The organism is Enterobacter sp. SCRI0065 (assembly GCF_059766475.1).
This window is the reverse complement of sequence record NZ_JCBAJB010000001.1, coordinates 715,183-732,510: the sequence shown is the minus strand read 5'-3', so window position 1 is coordinate 732,510 and position 17,328 is coordinate 715,183. Positions and strand designations below refer to the sequence as shown.

Below are 17,328 nucleotides of genomic sequence, written 5' to 3'. Positions count from 1 at the left end.
TTAGAACCGCCTTCGCTTAGTGTACCAGCGCGATCAGTTCCTTGAGCAAGTGTTCAGGCTCTTCGCCGCTAAGTTCAGCGTCAACGGGCAAATACCACCAGTTGGCTTTGGCGAAGGCGCGGCATTTTACCGCATCTTTTTCAGTCATGATCAGGTTCTGGTGGCAGGCCGCCAGTGGTTCAACCTGATCCACGCTCAGCGCCTGATGGTCGGCCAGCGGAACTGTTTTTTCAACACTGGCGCCACATGACTCGAGCGTGGCAAAAAAGCGTGGCGGATGTCCAATTCCAGCCATCGCTACCAGTGCGGGCAAATCTGCGACATCACAACGTTCCCCAGTCAGCAGATTGACTGCCAGTCCTGGGCTCAATCGCATTGGAATTTCGCCGGGTCGAGCCTCACCGCCATTCACAATGATGGCATCAACTGAACGCAAGCGGGATGCGCGCTCGCGCATCGGTCCCGCCGGTAACCACCAGCCATTGCCGAAACGACGAACGCCGTCGATAACCACGACTTCTTTATCACGGGCCAGGGCGTAATGTTGCAGCCCGTCGTCGGTAATAATGATTTGCACAGCATGATCGTTGAGTAAGGCGCGTACGGCCTCACTGCGATCGGGGGAAACGGCTACCGGAGCGCCCGTGCGCTGGAAAATCAGCACCGGCTCGTCGCCCGCTTCGGCGGTTGTCGTTTGTGAAGTCAGCAGTAGCGGATACTTTGCTGCCTTACCGCCGTAGCCACGTGATACCACGCCAGCACGAATGCCGCGCTTAGCCAGTTGTTCCACCAGCCAGATAACTACTGGCGTTTTACCGTTGCCGCCAGCCGTGAGATTGCCGACAACAACAACGGGTACGGGTGAACGCCAGGCGCGTTTCAATCCCAGGCGATAGCTCAAACGAATGATGCCACTCACCAGGCCATACAGCCAGGAGAGTGGCAATAGCAGCAGCCACAGAGAAGACTCTCCGGACCAGATGCGTGCAATCATGCGCCGAACTGCATTTTGTGAAGCTGGGCGTACACACCACGATGTTCAAGCAGATCGGCATGGCTGCCGCGCTCTACAATAATGCCATCTTCTACAACGATGATTTCATCAGCCTTCTCGATAGTCGACAGACGGTGCGCAATCACAAGTGAAGTGCGGTTTTTCTGCAATTCATCTAACGCCGACTGAATCGCGCGTTCAGATTCGGTGTCGAGCGCCGAAGTGGCTTCATCCAGAATCAGAATCGGGCTGTCGCGCAACAGCGCACGAGCAATAGCAATACGTTGACGCTGACCACCGGAAAGCAGTACGCCATTTTCTCCGATAATCGTATCAAGACCATTGTCCATCTTACTGATAAAGTCCATCGCATAAGCCATACGTGCCGCTTTCTCAATCTCTTCGCGGCTGTACTCTTCGGTACGTGCATAAGCAATGTTATTAGCGACCGTATCGTTAAACAGATGAACGTTCTGGGAAACAAGAGCGACCTGGTTACGCAGTGAACTCAGGGTGTATTCCCGCAGATCATGACCGTCGAGGAGGATTTCGCCTTCATCGATATCGTAGAAGCGGGTAATCAGGCTCGCAATCGTTGATTTACCCGAGCCTGAACGACCGACCAGAGCAACGGTTTTGCCTGCCGGGATGCTCGCGCTGATGTTACGCAATGCGGGTGTTTCACGACCAGGATAGGTGAAGGTCACGTTGCGGAATTCCACATCACCACGGGCACGTTCGATAACGCGCTTACCTTCGTCTTTTTCCTGTTCGGAATCCAGAATGCTGAACAGCGTCTGACAAGCCGCCATACCGCGCTGGAACTGCGCGTTGACGTTAGTGAGCGATTTCAGAGGACGCATCAGCGCGATCATTGACGAGAACACGACGGTGATCGTACCGGCAGTCAATGTCTCCATGACGCTCGGGAAGCTCGCGGCGTAGAGGACAAATGCCAGCGCCAGTGATGCAATCAACTGGATAATCGGATCGGAGATAGAGGAGGCCGAAACCATTTTCATCCCCTGCAAGCGCATCTTGTTGCTGACTTTATCAAAGCGTTTTGCTTCTACTTCCTGGCCGCCGAAGATCAGGACTTCTTTATGGCCTTTCAGCATTTGTTCAGCGCTGGTTGTCACCTGCCCCATCGTATTCTGCATATTTTTGCTGATGCTACGAAAACGCTTGGAAACTACGCGAATGGCAATCGAGACAATGGGTGCCAGAACAATCAGGATAATTGAGAGCTGCCAGCTGTAGTAGAACATCAGTATGAACAAACCGATGATTGATGCGCCTTCACGCACTACGGTTATCAGTGCGCCTGAAGAGGAAGAGGCGACCTGCTCGGAATCGTAGGTGATACGTGACAGCAAGGTTCCGGTGGATTGTTTATCGAAGAAAGCGACCGGCATGCCCATCATATGGCCAAAGAGCCGACGGCGCATCGTCATCACGACTTTCCCCGACACCCAGGAAATACAGTAACTTGAAACATAGCTGGTGATACCGCGCAGGATCATCAGTCCAATAACCACCAGAGGCATCCATAGCAACACTGAGCGATCCGTCTTACCAAAACCGTCGTCCAATAACGGTTTGAGGAGCGATAGCATAAATGTATCGCTGGCTGCGTTCAGGATTAACGCGACGCCTGCCACCATCAGACCTGTTTTAAAAGGTGCAATCATCGGCCAGAGTCGGCGGAAGGTCTGCCACGTGGAGAGATCTTTGTCGTTATGCATTCATAAAACCAGCATTTATTGAAATAGCCGCATATTCTACCCGTTATCTACGGGCGCGCCAAACCACTGATGATACCAACGAGGTAAAATTTGATCTCGTAAGCGTTGGATTTCCCAGCCATGTGATGAAAAGCTGACTGATATTTGGCCAGAATGGGGTGTATCGAACCACGAATAACCCTCCTTAGTGTAGCGCCCCACCACGTGTTTCGATGGAAAGCGCCATGCGTTGTAACGCGCCGCCGAGGCTAGAGCGAGGGTTCCTTCCACACGCTGTACGAGCGGTATGGACGAAGACGTATTGCTACCATGATGCGGTACCTGAATAAGTGTAGACGTTAGAAACTGCCAGCGATGACTTAACATTGCCTGCTCAGACTTGGCCTCAATATCACCTGTTAATAATGCACTATGTTTGCCATCATCAATTTTAACCACGCAAGAATGATTATTACCCTGACCCTGATAATCTTCCGGTGGCCAATGAACCGTGAAGTTTAGCCCCTGCCATCACCATTGCTGGCCCCGATAGCAGGGGCGATGACCAGCCCAGCGTAACGGACTCCGAATCCATAGCGCTGGCCATTCCTCCCGAAGAGAATTTAGCCCACCGATGTGATCCAGATGTTCATGGCTAATGATGACACCTTCAGGCGTCAGATGATGCCAACGAAGCCAGGGGATAATTATCTGTTTCGCACTGTCGCCACCGGGCCATGCAAGACCCGTGTCGTACATAATCGCTTTTCCATGACGTTCTACCACCAGCGCTAGTCCTTGCCCCACATCCAGCATATGCACTGTCCAACTGTCGTTTTTAACGACCCGCCAGAGTGGGAATGTCATGAGTACGCCGCAGGCAGCGCAAACCGCTGGTATGCTCCTCCAGCCACGAAAGCGCCAGGCCATCAGCGCAAGCCAGGGTGCAAAAGTGAGGGTAAACCAACGTTCATCAACATCCTGCCAGCCATCTGGCAGACCGTTTAACAGCCAAAAAAGTCCTTCCAGCGATCTGTCCGCAAGAGACCATATCTTCGTTTCTATCGAACCAAGTGGAAAGAGATGCAACAGCATCCCGCTCAGAATCAACGGAACCGAAATAAACGTCACTAGCGGTACGGCAACGATATTCGCAATAAGCGATGAGAGACTGATCCCGTGAAAAATGACGACCTGCAAGGGAAGCAACAAACACAGCATTCCCAGTTGCAAATGAAGTAAATTGATAAGCGGTTTTGCCCATCGGGTTGTATGCCACTCAGGAATGAGTAACCACTGATACCAGAAGATAAGCGCAGCAACAGCAAAGGCAGAAAGCGCCAGGCTTTGTGAGAGCACCGCGAGCGGATCGAGAAAGAGAATCGCGGCAACGCAGCTTAGCCAAACTTGCCAGGGTGACCACTGACGACCGCTGATACGCAGCAGTGCAAGGATCGCGAGGGAGACGACAGTGCGCAATGCAGGGGGCTGCATTCCCGTTAGCCAGGCATAAAATGCGGCGAAACATACCCCCGCGAGCAAAGGCATGCGCCAGTCAATCCATCGACAAGGAATCAAAAACTGGAGTCCCCGAACCAGCAGCCAAACTATCGATGCGGCCAGAGCAATATGCAAGCCGGAGATAGCCATCAGATGCAATGTCCCTGTTTCACGCATGAGCTTTTTGACTTCCGGCGTCACGGCCAGTCGTTCGCCCATACCCAAACCAAGAATTACCGTGCCCCACCTATAGGGTGTCAACGTTGCCGTGAGCGAATCCAGATAGCGGGAGCGAAGACTACAGGTCGCCTCCAGTACCTCGGCATGTGTAAAACGTCCACTCAAGGGTTGATGCATGGCAAGCGCGTTGCGCTGTGAGTCAAATCCGCCATCATTAAGCTCGCCATGAGCAGCACGCAGACGTAAGGTCATCGCCCAACGTTGCCCCGCGCATGCTGCCTGGGGTAGGTAATTGCCATATACAGTGATCCCTGTCGACGAAAACCAGGGTTTGCCGTTCAGACTCACGATGTTGCCTCGATGCGTTGTTGCCCCGTCGGTGGCCGTCAATATGACTTCGGCCTGCTGCGGGCCCGCCGTCAGATGTTGCATTGGCCAGACGGCCTCCAGTGCAGCTAACACGCCCCATGCAAAGAAAATGACCCATAATCCAGCGAAACGTAGCCAGGCAGGACGCTGAAACGCGAGCAAAATGCCGATAGCGATGCACGCCCACACAAGTGATAACGCTGGCAATGCGGACAACCAAAGCAATGGCAATATGGCCGTGATTAGACATGCGCTCAGCGCGGGGATACTCATTCACACCTCCCTGTTTTCGGGTAGTGTGCAGCAGGAAAAGGAGAGTGTCAGACAGGAAATGAGGGAATTACTGCGAAGGCTGAAAAGATTAAATCGGTTTGCAGTCGCTAAGGATCAAAAATACGAGGCGGCTCCAGGTTTAAGAATCGACCTTATAAAAAAAGCACCCGAAGGTGCTTTTCTTTTGGTGACCCAGTTTTGCCTGTTGGTAAAACTCAGTTGCCGTAAATGTTGGCGCGATCGCGCAATTCTTTACCCGGTTTAAAGTGCGGAACGTATTTACCTTCCAGATCCACTTTATCACCAGTCTTCGGGTTACGCCCGGTACGTGGTGCACGATAGTGCAGAGAGAAACTACCGAAACCGCGGATTTCAATGCGCTCGCCTTGGGCCAGAGTCGTGGCCATATGCTCCAGCATCTCTTTAACGGCATCTTCCACAGCTTTTGCAGGAATGTGCGATTGCTGGCTGGCAAGTCTTTCAATCAATTCTGACTTGGTCATGATTCCTCCGGTTCCTTCAAACCAATTAGCTGAACAGCTTATTAAACAAGGGCGGCCGTAGCCGCCCTTTGTTATTGATTACAGGACGAATCCTGCAATCTGTCAAGTCTGCTCGTCATTCTTCGAACGGTAACTGCGTTACAGCTCAAAGGATTCAGAACGCTTGAATTACTCGCCTTTAGCTGCTTTGAAAGCTTCAGCCATTGCGTTGTTGGAGAAACCTACATCTTCCTGTTTGTTAACAGTAGCGATTGCATCTTTCTCATCAGCTTCGTCTTTCGCACGAACAGACAGGCTGATTGCGCGGTTCTTACGGTCTACACCGGTGAACTTAGCTTCAACATCGTCGCCAACGCTCAGAACCAGAGTCGCATCTTCAACGCGGTCACGTGAAGCTTCAGAAGCGCGCAGGTAACCTTCAACGCCGTCAGCCAGTTCTACGGTTGCGCCTTTAGCGTCAACTGCAGTGACTTTACCGTTTACGATTGCGCCTTTCTTGTTCACAGCAACCCAGTTGTTGAACGGATCTTCTGCGAGCTGTTTAACGCCCAGGGAGATACGCTCACGTTCTGCGTCAACCTGCAGAACAACTGCTGCGATTTCGTCGCCTTTTTTGTATTCACGAACTGCTTCTTCGCCTGTAGCATTCCAGGAGATGTCAGACAGGTGAACCAGGCCGTCGATGCCGCCGTCCAGGCCGATGAAGATACCGAAGTCAGTGATAGACTTGATTTTACCTTCAACACGGTCGCCCTTGTTGTGGGTTTCCGCGAACTGCTGCCATGGGTTGTTTTTGCACTGCTTCAGACCCAGGGAGATACGACGACGTTCTTCGTCGATATCCAGAACCATCACTTCCACTACATCACCAACGTTAACAACTTTGGATGGGTGGATGTTTTTGTTGGTCCAATCCATTTCTGAAACGTGAACCAGGCCTTCAACGCCTTCTTCGATTTCCACGAAGCAGCCGTAATCAGTCAGGTTGGTCACACGACCAGTCAGACGGGTACCTTCTGGGTAACGCTTAGCGATAGCGACCCATGGATCTTCGCCGAGCTGTTTCAGGCCCAGGGAAACACGAGTACGCTCGCGGTCGAACTTCAGCACTTTAACAGTGATTTCGTCGCCAACGTTTACGATTTCGCTTGGATGCTTAACGCGTTTCCACGCCATGTCGGTGATGTGCAGCAGGCCATCAACGCCGCCCAGATCAACGAATGCGCCGTAGTCAGTGAGGTTCTTAACGATACCTTTGACTTCCATGCCTTCCTGCAGGTTTTCCAGCAGCTGATCGCGTTCTGCGCTGTTCTCGGATTCGATAACGGCACGACGAGATACAACAACGTTGTTACGCTTCTGGTCAAGCTTGATGACTTTGAACTCAAGCTCTTTGCCTTCCAGGTGCAGCGTATCGCGAACAGGACGAACGTCTACCAGTGAACCTGGCAGGAACGCGCGAATACCGTTCAGCTCAACAGTGAAGCCACCTTTAACTTTGCCGTTGATAACACCGACTACAGTTTCAGCTTCTTCGTAAGCTTTTTCCAGCGTGATCCAAGCTTCGTGACGTTTAGCTTTCTCACGGGACAGCAGAGTTTCACCGAAGCCGTCTTCTACTGCATCCAGTGCAACGTCAACTTCGTCACCCACCTGGATTTCCAACTCGCCTTGGGCGTTTTTGAACTGCTCTGCCGGAATGGCAGACTCAGATTTCAGACCGGCGTCAACCAGTACGATATCTTTGTCGATAGCAACAACAACACCACGAACGATGGAACCCGGACGGGTTTCGATTGTTTTTAAGGATTCTTCAAATAGTTGAGCAAAAGATTCAGTCATGTTTAATCTTCAGGTTAATATAACGTCCACCTGGCTCCGTGCCGGATGGGGTTGTTTCACATACCCGCCGTCAATCCATTGCAGCGGGGGTACTACAAATTCTGTCGCGATTATGCGATAGCCAGTTTAAGGCGCGCGTATTGTAACGCTTTTTCAATCACTTGCTCAATAGTTAAACTGGTTGAATCCAGTACTAAGGCATCTTCTGCCGGAACAAGCGGTGCTACAGCACGATTACGATCGCGGTCGTCGCGCTCTTTTATCTCGGATAAAAGGCGATCAAAGTTAACACTAAACCCCTTTTCCTGCAACTGAAGCATGCGACGCTGCGCACGTTCTTCAGATGAAGCATCAAGGAAAATTTTAACCGGCGCATCCGGGAATACCACCGTGCCCATGTCACGCCCGTCAGCGATGAGCCCCGGAGCGTCACGGAAGGCTCTCTGACGACGCAACAGTGCTTCACGTACGCGTGGGAAGGCTGCAACCTGAGAAGCCGCATTTGCCACCTCTTGGGTGCGGATTTCACCGCTGACATCTTCCCCTTCGAGAATCACTTCAAGGTTGCCGTTAGTAGAGACAAAACGCACATCGAGATGCGCAGCCAGCGGTACCAGCGCTTCTTCAGAGGCCACATCCACATGATGGTGTAATGCCGCCAAAGCCAGTACGCGATAGATTGCTCCCGAGTCTAAAAGATGCCATTGCAATGCTTCTGCCATCGCTTTACACAGAGTACCTTTCCCTGCGCCACTTGGCCCATCAATGGTGATTACCGGGGCAACTGCCGTCATCTTTTTCTCCTTCAGTAAGGCATACCGTTAACATGAACGCCGCGCATTATACGCGCCAACGGGCGCAACTGTTACCTTTGCGTGCAAATTACGGAATTAATGAAGCAGAGTGTAGAAGAAATGGGCGAGAACAGTGTCAGGAAGCGTAAGCAAATGCCGCATCCGTTGATGCGGCATGATTTTATCAGGCAAGCGTGCTGATACGAGCGAGCTGCGCGAAATAATCCGGGAAGGTTTTTGCGGTACATTTCGGATCAAGAATCGTGACTGGCGTATCGGATAGCGCCACCAGCGAGAAACACATCGCCATACGGTGATCGTCATAGGTACCGATCTCCGCGACTTGCAGTTTAGCAGGTGGCGTGACGCGAATGTAATCTTCGCCCTCTTCCACTTCTGCACCTACTTTACGCAGCTCCGTAGCCATTGCGAAAAGGCGATCGGTCTCTTTCACACGCCAGTTGTAAATGTTACGCAGCGTGGTGGTTCCTTTGGCAAAAAGCGCCGCCGTGGCAATGGTCATAGCTGCATCAGGGATATGGTTCATATCCATGTCAATGGCGTTCAGCTCACCACGCGTACAGGCGATGAAATCATCACCCCAGGTCACGGTTGCCCCCATTTTTTCCAGCACGTCAGCAAAGCGAATATCGCCCTGAACGCTGTTGCGCCCAATTCCGGTCACTTTGACCGTACCCCCTTTAATGGCACCTGCGGCAAGGAAATAGGAAGCTGAAGAGGCATCGCCCTCAACAAGATAACGGCCAGGCGATTGATACACTTGCGCGCCGCGAACCACAAAGCGTTGATACGCCTGATTTTCAACCTCTACGCCAAACGTCTTCATCAGATGCAACGTGATATCAATATAGGGTTTGGAAACCAGCTCACCTTTAATCGTGATAACCGTGTCCTTTGGTGCCAACGGCGCGGTCATCAGCAGCGCGGTGAGGAACTGGCTGGAGACACTGCCGTCAACCTCGACTTCCCCTCCGGTAAACCCACCGCGCAGGCGCAGTGGCGGATAATTGTCCTGTTCCAGATAATCAATCTGAGCGCCTCCCTGACGCAGCGCATCAACCAGATGCCCAATAGGACGCTCTTTCATGCGCGGTTCGCCGGTTAACACGATGTTGTTGCTGCCCAGACACAAGGCCGCGGCCAGCGGACGCATCGCGGTTCCCGCATTCCCAAGGAACAACTCGATTTCATCTGCCGACGTCAGCGCCCCACCGTTGCCCGTCACTTCGCAGCGGGTACGATCATCAGACAGCGTGTAATGAACTCCCAACGCCTTTAGCGCATTGAGCATGTGGCGAACGTCATCGCTATCCAGCAGATTGGTCAGGATGGTCGTGCCGTTTGCCAGAGCTGCCAGCAGCAGGGCGCGGTTCGAGACACTTTTTGAACCAGGCAAATTGATGGTGCCATCGACTCGCGCGATAGGTTGTAACGTCAGGGATTCCATGAAACTTAACTCTCAACTCAACGTAATATAAAACCCCGCAGAGAAACTGCGGGGAGAAAACAGCGCAATTAACCGTGGCGACGTTCGAAATCAACCATAAAATCAGTCAGCGTCTTAACACCTTCCAGCGGCATCGCGTTATAAATAGAAGCGCGCATACCACCGACAACACGGTGACCTTTCAGCGCGTGCAGGCCCGCCGCAAATGACTCCTCGAGGAAGACTTTATCCAGATTGCTGTCGGCCAGCTGGAACGGGACATTCATACGCGAGCGGTTAGCTTTGGCCACGTCATTGCGATAGAAATCGCTACCGTCGATCGTGTTGTACAGAAGCGTCGCTTTCTGCTGATTAATCTTGTCCATCTGCGCCACGCCGCCGTTTTGCTTCAGCCACTTAAAGACCAGGCCAGAGAGATACCAGGCAAACGTTGGCGGTGTATTGAACATTGAGTCGTTATCGTTCAACACGGTGTAATCCAGAATAGACGGACACGCCTTATGCGCTTTACCCAGCAGATCTTCGCGCACAATAACCAGCGTCAAGCCTGCCGGGCCAATGTTTTTCTGTGCACCGGCATAGATGACACCGTAGCGGCTAACGTCAAGCGGGCCAGAAAGAATGGTGGAAGAAAGATCGGCAGTGACGACAACATCATCGCCAAAATCTGGTGTTTCATGAATGGCAATGCCATCGATGGTTTCATTCGGGCAATAGTGGAGATAGGCGGCGTTGCTGGATAGCTGCCATTCGCTCATTGGTTTTACGGCACGCAGGCCGTCAACGGTGACTTTGGCATCAATAACATTCGGCGTGCAATATTTATGAGCTTCTTTGACCGCGCTAGCAGCCCAGTATCCGGCGTCGACATAGTCTGCAGCCGTCTTGTCACCCAGCAGGTTTAACGGGATACCCGCAAACTGCCCGCGCCCACCACCATGGCAGAACAATACTTTGTAGTTCGAGGGAATGTTCAGCAGATCGCGAAAATCCTTTTCTGCCTCTTCCGCCACCTGGATGAACTCTTTCCCGCGATGGCTGATTTCCATCACCGATGTACCAAGCCCCTGCCAGTCGCAGAGATCCTGTTGAGCCTGTTTGAGCACATCCACCGGTAACATTGCCGGACCTGAACTGAAATTGAAGACCTGAGCCATTTACCCTCACCACGCTAAAAGCAATAAGTTAAAACTGTGGATATCGGTTTTATCATTCAGTGACACGCGCCGCAATGTCTAAAACTTATGACCACGGAAATGTGTCCGCCATCACACAATACAATCTACCGATGCGCCGTCACAAAACCGACAAAATCGCTGTCAGGTGATGCGTTTGGCCCTGCTAACCTTTGTCCATTCTGGATTCGTACAGCGGGGACATAATTGATGCTCTCCCGCCTGCATGGCGACAACATGGCTACAACGTATACAGGCATACTCTTCTGACTCAGGAACTTCAATGAAGCGCTTTACGCACTCGTCAGGCAAAATACAAAGACCCGGCTTAACCTCGTCGTCCTCGTAATAATAAACGCTTATCTGCCCGTTGGTTTCCATGATGGCGAGTCGCACCTGGCCCAACTGCTCAACGCTGTTGAGCCGCAGCTCCATAAAAAACTCAAATTCAGTCATGTTGGCGCTGCGCACTTTTTCCCAGGCTAGCTGCCCTTCCTGTACGATGACTACGGGTTTACCTTCCAGCAGATCTTCCAGTTTTTCACTTTTCGACATCAGCCACATCACCAGGCGGTAGAGCAAGGCCAGAGTGACAAACACGATAAAGACCGGGACCATCGGTACGTCGTCGTAAAATGCAACGTCCCCCGCCGCCGATCCCAGGGTGAGGATAATCAGTACTTCGAACAACGACATCTGACGTACGCCGCGTCGTCCGGTAATCTTGAGAAACAGAAATACCAATATAAAGGTATAAAGACTGCGAAGTGCGACTTCCCCTAAAAACTCTAACGGAACGTTGTCGAATGCCATCCGCTGAAGATCAAACGCTTTCATTTTTCTATGCCTTAACAGTAAGTTACTGCCTATAAGCATAGTTCAGCCTTTTATTTTCGCCGTATCCTTCGCGAAGATAGCGCCTGCCACACAAAACCCGTATCATTGCGCGCTTTCCGTACGATAAAAAGTGATAGCCATGACTCAAACATTCATCCCCGGCAAAGACGCCGCACTGGAAGATTCCATCGCTCGCTTCCAGCAAAAACTGACCGACCTGGGTTTTAATATCGAAGAAGCCTCATGGCTTAACCCGGTCCCTCACGTCTGGTCCGTGCATATTCGCGATACAGACTGTGCGCTGTGCTTTACTAACGGCAAAGGTGCCACCAAAAAAGCGGCACTGGCTTCTGCTCTGGGTGAGTATTTCGAGCGTCTGTCCACCAACTATTTCTTCGCAGACTTCTGGCTCGGCGACACCATTGCTAACGGCGAATTCGTGCATTATCCGAATGAAAAATGGTTCCCGTTAACTGACAGCGATGAACTGCCAGAAGGTATTCTGGATGCTCGCCTGCGCGCGTTTTACGATCCAGATAATGAACTGGCTGCCGGTATGCTGGTTGATTTGCAGTCAGGTAACGACGAGCGCGGCATTTGTGCCCTGCCGTTTACCCGTCAGTCTGACGAGCAAACCGTTTACATTCCGATGAACATCATCGGCAACCTGTACGTATCCAACGGTATGTCCGCAGGTAACACCCGTAACGAAGCCCGCGTTCAGGGTTTGTCCGAGGTGTTTGAGCGCCATATTAAAAACCGCATCATTGCCGAATCTATCAGCCTGCCAGAGATCCCAAGTGACGTTCTGGCGCGCTACCCAGGCGTAGTGGAATCCATCGCTAAACTCGAAGCGGAAGGTTTCCCTATCTTTGCTTACGACGGTTCACTGGGCGGCAAATACCCGGTCATCTGCGTGGTACTGTTTAACCCAGCGAACGGAACATGTTTCGCCTCGTTTGGCGCACACCCTGATTTTGGCGTCGCGCTGGAACGTACCGTCACGGAACTTCTGCAGGGACGTAGCCTGAAAGACCTTGATGTCTTCACTCCACCGACCTTCGACGACGAAGAAGTGGGTGAGCACGCCAACCTCGAAACTCACTTCATCGATTCCAGCGGTTTGATCTCCTGGGATATGTTTAAGCAGGACGCGGATTATCCGTTCGTGGACTGGAGTTTCTCAGGCACGACAGAAGAAGAGTTCGCCACCCTGATGGCTATCTTCAAAGCAGAAGATCAAGAAGTTTACATTGCCGATTACGAGCATCTGAGCGTTTACGCTTGCCGTATTATCGTTCCTGGCATGTCTGATATTTACCCGGCCGAAGACCTGTGGTTGGCGAACAACACGATGGGTAATCACCTGCGCGAAACGCTACTGGCGCTGCCAGGCAGCGAATGGGAAAAAGAAGATTATCTGAACCTGATCGCTCAACTGGACGATGAAGGCCACGATGACTTTACCCGCGTACGTGAGCTACTGGGCCTGGCAACTGGCAAAGATAACGGTTGGTATACCCTGCGCATCGGTGAACTGAAAGCGATGCTGGCGCTGGCCGGTGGCGATCTGGATCAGGCGCTTGCCTGGACCGAGTGGACCATCGAGTTCAACCAATCCGTCTTCTCTGCAGAGCGCGCAAATTACTACCGTTGCCTGCAAACGCTGCTGCTTTTAGCACTGGAAGAAGATCGCCAGCCTCTGCAATATCTCAACGCCTTTGTGCGGATGTACGGTGCAGAAGCCGTTGAAGCTGCAAGTGCAGCACTGAGTGGTGAAGAACCTTTCTACGGTCTTCAGGCGGTTGATAGTGATTTGAAAGCGTTCCCTGCGCACCAGTCACTGCTGAAGGCCTATGAGAAGCTGCAACGTGCAAAAAGCGCTTACTGGTCAAAATAAGCGCAGATAACACCACTGACTGTAGGCGTATCCAATCGTCTGAGCTATATTACGGGGCAATTTCATTGCCCCGTTTTTTATATCTTTGGCAATAAAATCTGTTTGTAATAATAACGTTAAACACAGGTAAATATAATTATGTTTACTTGAGCTTTACTGTTACTTTTTATGGTCAATACTCCATTGTAATTAACTGCTTCAAAGGGAACGGGAGAAAAAATTCAACTCTTTTCATAACTTTTAAAATTTATTTTTATACGGATAATCAATTACTTACTCCGCATTCGCTGTAAAACCATGCGCTTTGCGGGCCTATAAGCCAGGCGAGATATGATCTATATCAATTTCTCTTCTATAATGCTTTGTTAGTATCTCGTCGCCGACTTAATAAAGAGAGAGTTAGTGTGAAAGCTGACAACCCTTTTGATCTAATACTCCCAGCTGCAATGGCCAAAGTGGCCGAAGAAGCGGGTGTCTATAAAGCTACAAAACACCCGATGACGACGTTCTATCTGGCGATTACCGCTGGTGTGTTCATCTCCATCGCGTTTGTATTCTACATCACTGCAACCACCGGTACTGCCGCGATGCCTTTTGGTATTGCGAAGTTCATTGGCGGCATCTGTTTCTCACTGGGTCTGATTCTTTGCGTCATTTGCGGCGCCGACCTCTTTACCTCAACGGTGCTTATCGTTGTGGCCAAAGCAAGCGGAAGAATTACCTGGGGTCAACTGGCGCGCAACTGGCTTAATGTCTATGTTGGCAACCTGATTGGCTGTTTGCTCTTCGTTTTACTCATGTGGTTGTCTGGCGAGTATATGACCGCCAACGGTGGCTGGGGGCTTAACGTCCTGCAGACTGCCGACCACAAAATGCATCACACCTTTATCGAAGCCGTCGCACTTGGCATCCTCGCAAACCTGATGGTCTGCCTGGCCGTCTGGATGAGTTACTCTGGACGCAGCCTGATGGACAAAGCCATGATTATGGTTCTGCCCGTCGCGATGTTTGTTGCCAGCGGCTTTGAGCACAGTATCGCGAATATGTTTATGATCCCAATGGGTATTGTAATCCGCAACTTTGCGAGCCCCGAGTTTTGGACAGCAGTTGGTTCAAGTCCGGAAAGTTTCTCTCACCTGACTATCATGAATTTCATCACAGATAACCTGATCCCCGTCACTATCGGGAACATTATCGGTGGGGGTCTGTTGGTTGGGTTGACATACTGGGTCATTTACCTGCGTGGCGACAATCATCATTGATGGTTATCTCAGGCAGTAAAGAAAAATCCACTTAAGAAGGTAGGTATCACATGTCCGAGCTTAATGAAAAGTTAGCCACAGCCTGGGAAGGTTTTGCTAAAGGTGACTGGCAGAAAGAAGTCAACGTACGTGACTTCATTCAGAAAAACTATACCCCGTATGAAGGCGACGAATCCTTCCTGGCTGGTGCGACTGACGCAACAACCAAACTGTGGGACAACGTAATGGAAGGCGTTAAACTGGAAAACCGCACTCATGCGCCAGTTGATTTCGACACTTCTGTTGCTTCCACCATCACTTCTCACGATGCTGGCTATATCAACAAAGCCCTTGAGAAAATCGTTGGTCTGCAGACTGAAGCTCCACTGAAACGTGCGATTATCCCGTTCGGTGGCATTAAAATGGTTGAAGGTTCATGCAAAGCGTATAACCGCGAGCTGGACCCAATGCTGAAAAAAATCTTCAGCGAATACCGCAAGACTCACAACCAGGGCGTGTTTGACGTTTACACCAAAGACATCCTGAACTGCCGTAAATCTGGCGTACTGACCGGTCTGCCAGATGCGTATGGCCGTGGTCGTATCATCGGTGACTACCGTCGCGTTGCGCTGTACGGCATCGACTTCCTGATGAAAGACAAATATTCACAGTTCCTGTCTCTGCAATCCGATCTGGAAAACGGCGTAAACCTGGAAGCAACCATCCGTCTGCGCGAAGAGATCTCTGAACAGTACCGTGCGCTGGGTCAGATCAAAGAAATGGCTGCCAAATATGGCTGCGATATCTCTGCTCCTGCTACCAATGCTCAGGAAGCTATTCAGTGGACTTACTTCGGCTACCTGGCTGCGGTTAAATCTCAGAACGGTGCAGCAATGTCCTTCGGTCGCGTGTCCACCTTCCTGGATGCCTTCATCGAACGTGACATTAAAGCAGGCAAAATCAACGAACAAGACGCACAGGAAATGATTGACCATCTGGTCATGAAACTGCGTATGGTTCGCTTCCTGCGTACTCCAGAATATGATGAGCTGTTCTCTGGTGACCCAATCTGGGCAACGGAATCTATTGGTGGTATGGGCGTTGATGGCCGTACTCTGGTAACCAAAAACAGCTTCCGTTTCCTGAACACCCTGTACACCATGGGCCCGTCTCCGGAACCAAACATCACTGTTCTGTGGTCTGAAAAACTGCCGCTGAGCTTTAAAAAATTCGCTGCCAAAGTGTCCATCGATACCTCTTCTCTGCAGTATGAGAACGATGACCTGATGCGTCCGGACTTCAACAACGACGATTACGCTATCGCATGTTGTGTAAGCCCAATGGTTGTTGGTAAGCAAATGCAGTTCTTCGGTGCGCGTGCTAACCTCGCGAAAACCATGCTGTATGCAATCAACGGCGGCGTTGATGAAAAACTGAAAATCCAGGTTGGTCCTAAATCTGAACCAATCAAAGGCGATCTGCTGAACTTCGACGAAGTGATGGATCGTATGGATCACTTCATGGATTGGCTGGCTAAACAGTACGTCACCGCACTGAACATCATCCACTACATGCACGACAAGTACAGCTACGAAGCCTCTCTGATGGCTCTGCATGATCGTGACGTGATTCGCACCATGGCATGTGGTATCGCAGGTCTGTCCGTTGCTGCTGACTCCCTGTCTGCTATCAAATATGCGAAAGTTAAACCTATTCGTGACGAAGACGGCCTGGCTGTAGACTTCGCTATCGAAGGCGAATACCCGCAGTTTGGTAACAACGACTCTCGTGTTGATGACATGGCGGTTGACCTGGTAGAACGTTTCATGAAGAAAATTCAGAAACTGACCATGTACCGTAACGCTATCCCGACTCAGTCTGTTCTGACCATCACTTCTAACGTTGTGTACGGTAAGAAAACGGGTAACACCCCAGATGGTCGTCGTGCTGGCGCGCCATTCGGACCAGGTGCTAACCCAATGCACGGTCGTGACCAGAAAGGTGCTGTTGCCTCTCTGACTTCCGTTGCTAAACTGCCGTTTGCTTACGCTAAAGATGGTATCTCTTATACCTTCTCTATCGTGCCAAACGCGTTGGGTAAAGACGACGAAGTGCGTAAAACCAACCTGGCAGGTCTGATGGATGGTTACTTCCATCACGAATCGTCCATCGAAGGTGGTCAACACCTGAACGTGAACGTGATGAACCGTGAAATGCTGCTTGATGCGATGGAAAACCCGGAAAAATATCCGCAGCTGACCATCCGTGTATCTGGCTACGCAGTACGTTTTAACTCCCTGACTAAAGAACAGCAGCAGGACGTTATTACTCGTACCTTCACTCAGTCCATCTAATATCTTGTCTGACTGAAAACGCGTACAATAAAGGCTCCACTCACGTGGGGCCTTTTTAACATCCTCTCCAATGAAGTCTCTTTTGTCCGCTATCTATACTCAATGGATAACAGCCAAAACAGACTCGACATAGCCGAATGAGCTATGCACATAAACAGGCCCGGGATGGGCCGA

The 17,328-nt window shown here is 51.1% G+C and carries 11 protein-coding genes and 1 pseudogene; 3 read left to right on the top strand and 9 right to left on the bottom strand.

What is annotated here, in order from left to right; all coding sequences use genetic code 11:
• Nucleotides 1-16 precede the first annotated feature (16 nt).
• The 9 genes and pseudogenes from lpxK to AC6EMZ_RS03450 all read right to left on the bottom strand — a co-directional run bounded on the left by lpxK (nucleotide 17) and on the right by AC6EMZ_RS03450 (nucleotide 11,659).
• A complete protein-coding gene (gene lpxK / locus AC6EMZ_RS03490; RefSeq protein ID WP_498400990.1) occupies nucleotides 17-994 on the bottom strand; it encodes a tetraacyldisaccharide 4'-kinase in 978 nt (325 codons plus the stop codon).
• Nucleotides 991-2,739, bottom strand: coding sequence for a lipid A ABC transporter ATP-binding protein/permease MsbA (gene msbA / locus AC6EMZ_RS03485; protein WP_498400989.1), 1,749 nt, complete (start codon nucleotides 2,737-2,739; stop codon nucleotides 991-993). Before msbA ends, lpxK begins: the two co-directional genes overlap by 4 nt.
• A 36-nt stretch (nucleotides 2,740-2,775) precedes the next feature.
• Nucleotides 2,776-5,040, bottom strand: a pseudogene (locus AC6EMZ_RS03480) (ComEC family protein).
• A gap of 215 nt (nucleotides 5,041-5,255) precedes the next feature.
• Nucleotides 5,256-5,543: an integration host factor subunit beta gene (gene ihfB / locus AC6EMZ_RS03475; RefSeq protein ID WP_498400988.1), complete on the bottom strand. Its 288-nt coding sequence runs from the start codon at nucleotides 5,541-5,543 to the stop codon at nucleotides 5,256-5,258.
• A 168-nt stretch (nucleotides 5,544-5,711) separates the two neighbouring features.
• Nucleotides 5,712-7,385 (bottom strand): 30S ribosomal protein S1, encoded by a 1,674-nt coding sequence (gene rpsA, locus AC6EMZ_RS03470; protein WP_498400987.1) that lies wholly within the window; start codon nucleotides 7,383-7,385, stop codon nucleotides 5,712-5,714.
• A gap of 110 nt (nucleotides 7,386-7,495) precedes the next feature.
• Nucleotides 7,496-8,179: a (d)CMP kinase gene (gene cmk / locus AC6EMZ_RS03465; protein WP_498400985.1), complete on the bottom strand. Its 684-nt coding sequence runs from the start codon at nucleotides 8,177-8,179 to the stop codon at nucleotides 7,496-7,498.
• Nucleotides 8,180-8,363: 184 nt separating this feature from the next.
• Complete coding sequence (aroA, locus tag AC6EMZ_RS03460) at nucleotides 8,364-9,647, bottom strand: 3-phosphoshikimate 1-carboxyvinyltransferase (RefSeq protein ID WP_498400984.1); 1,284 nt, start codon at nucleotides 9,645-9,647, stop codon at nucleotides 8,364-8,366.
• A 68-nt stretch (nucleotides 9,648-9,715) separates the two neighbouring features.
• The gene (gene serC / locus AC6EMZ_RS03455; RefSeq protein ID WP_498400983.1) at nucleotides 9,716-10,804 is read right to left on the bottom strand and encodes a 3-phosphoserine/phosphohydroxythreonine transaminase; all 1,089 of its coding nucleotides are present in this window, start codon (nucleotides 10,802-10,804) and stop codon (nucleotides 9,716-9,718) included.
• Nucleotides 10,805-10,966: 162 nt separating this feature from the next.
• Entirely contained in the window at nucleotides 10,967-11,659 is a 693-nt protein-coding gene (locus AC6EMZ_RS03450) for a DUF421 domain-containing protein (RefSeq protein ID WP_498400982.1), read from the bottom strand.
• 139 nt (nucleotides 11,660-11,798) lie between these two features.
• Between AC6EMZ_RS03450 and ycaO the strand changes: the two genes are divergently transcribed.
• The 3 genes from ycaO to pflB all read left to right on the top strand — a co-directional run bounded on the left by ycaO (nucleotide 11,799) and on the right by pflB (nucleotide 17,154).
• Complete coding sequence (gene ycaO / locus AC6EMZ_RS03445; protein WP_498400981.1) at nucleotides 11,799-13,559, top strand: 30S ribosomal protein S12 methylthiotransferase accessory factor YcaO; 1,761 nt, start codon at nucleotides 11,799-11,801, stop codon at nucleotides 13,557-13,559.
• 404 nt (nucleotides 13,560-13,963) lie between these two features.
• Nucleotides 13,964-14,821 carry a formate transporter FocA gene (gene focA / locus AC6EMZ_RS03440; RefSeq protein ID WP_498400980.1) on the top strand — a complete coding sequence of 286 codons (858 nt, stop codon included), beginning with the start codon at nucleotides 13,964-13,966 and terminating at the stop codon, nucleotides 14,819-14,821.
• Nucleotides 14,822-14,871: 50 nt separating this feature from the next.
• Nucleotides 14,872-17,154 carry a formate C-acetyltransferase gene (pflB, locus tag AC6EMZ_RS03435; RefSeq protein WP_498400979.1) on the top strand — a complete coding sequence of 761 codons (2,283 nt, stop codon included), beginning with the start codon at nucleotides 14,872-14,874 and terminating at the stop codon, nucleotides 17,152-17,154.
• Nucleotides 17,155-17,328 lie beyond the last annotated feature (174 nt).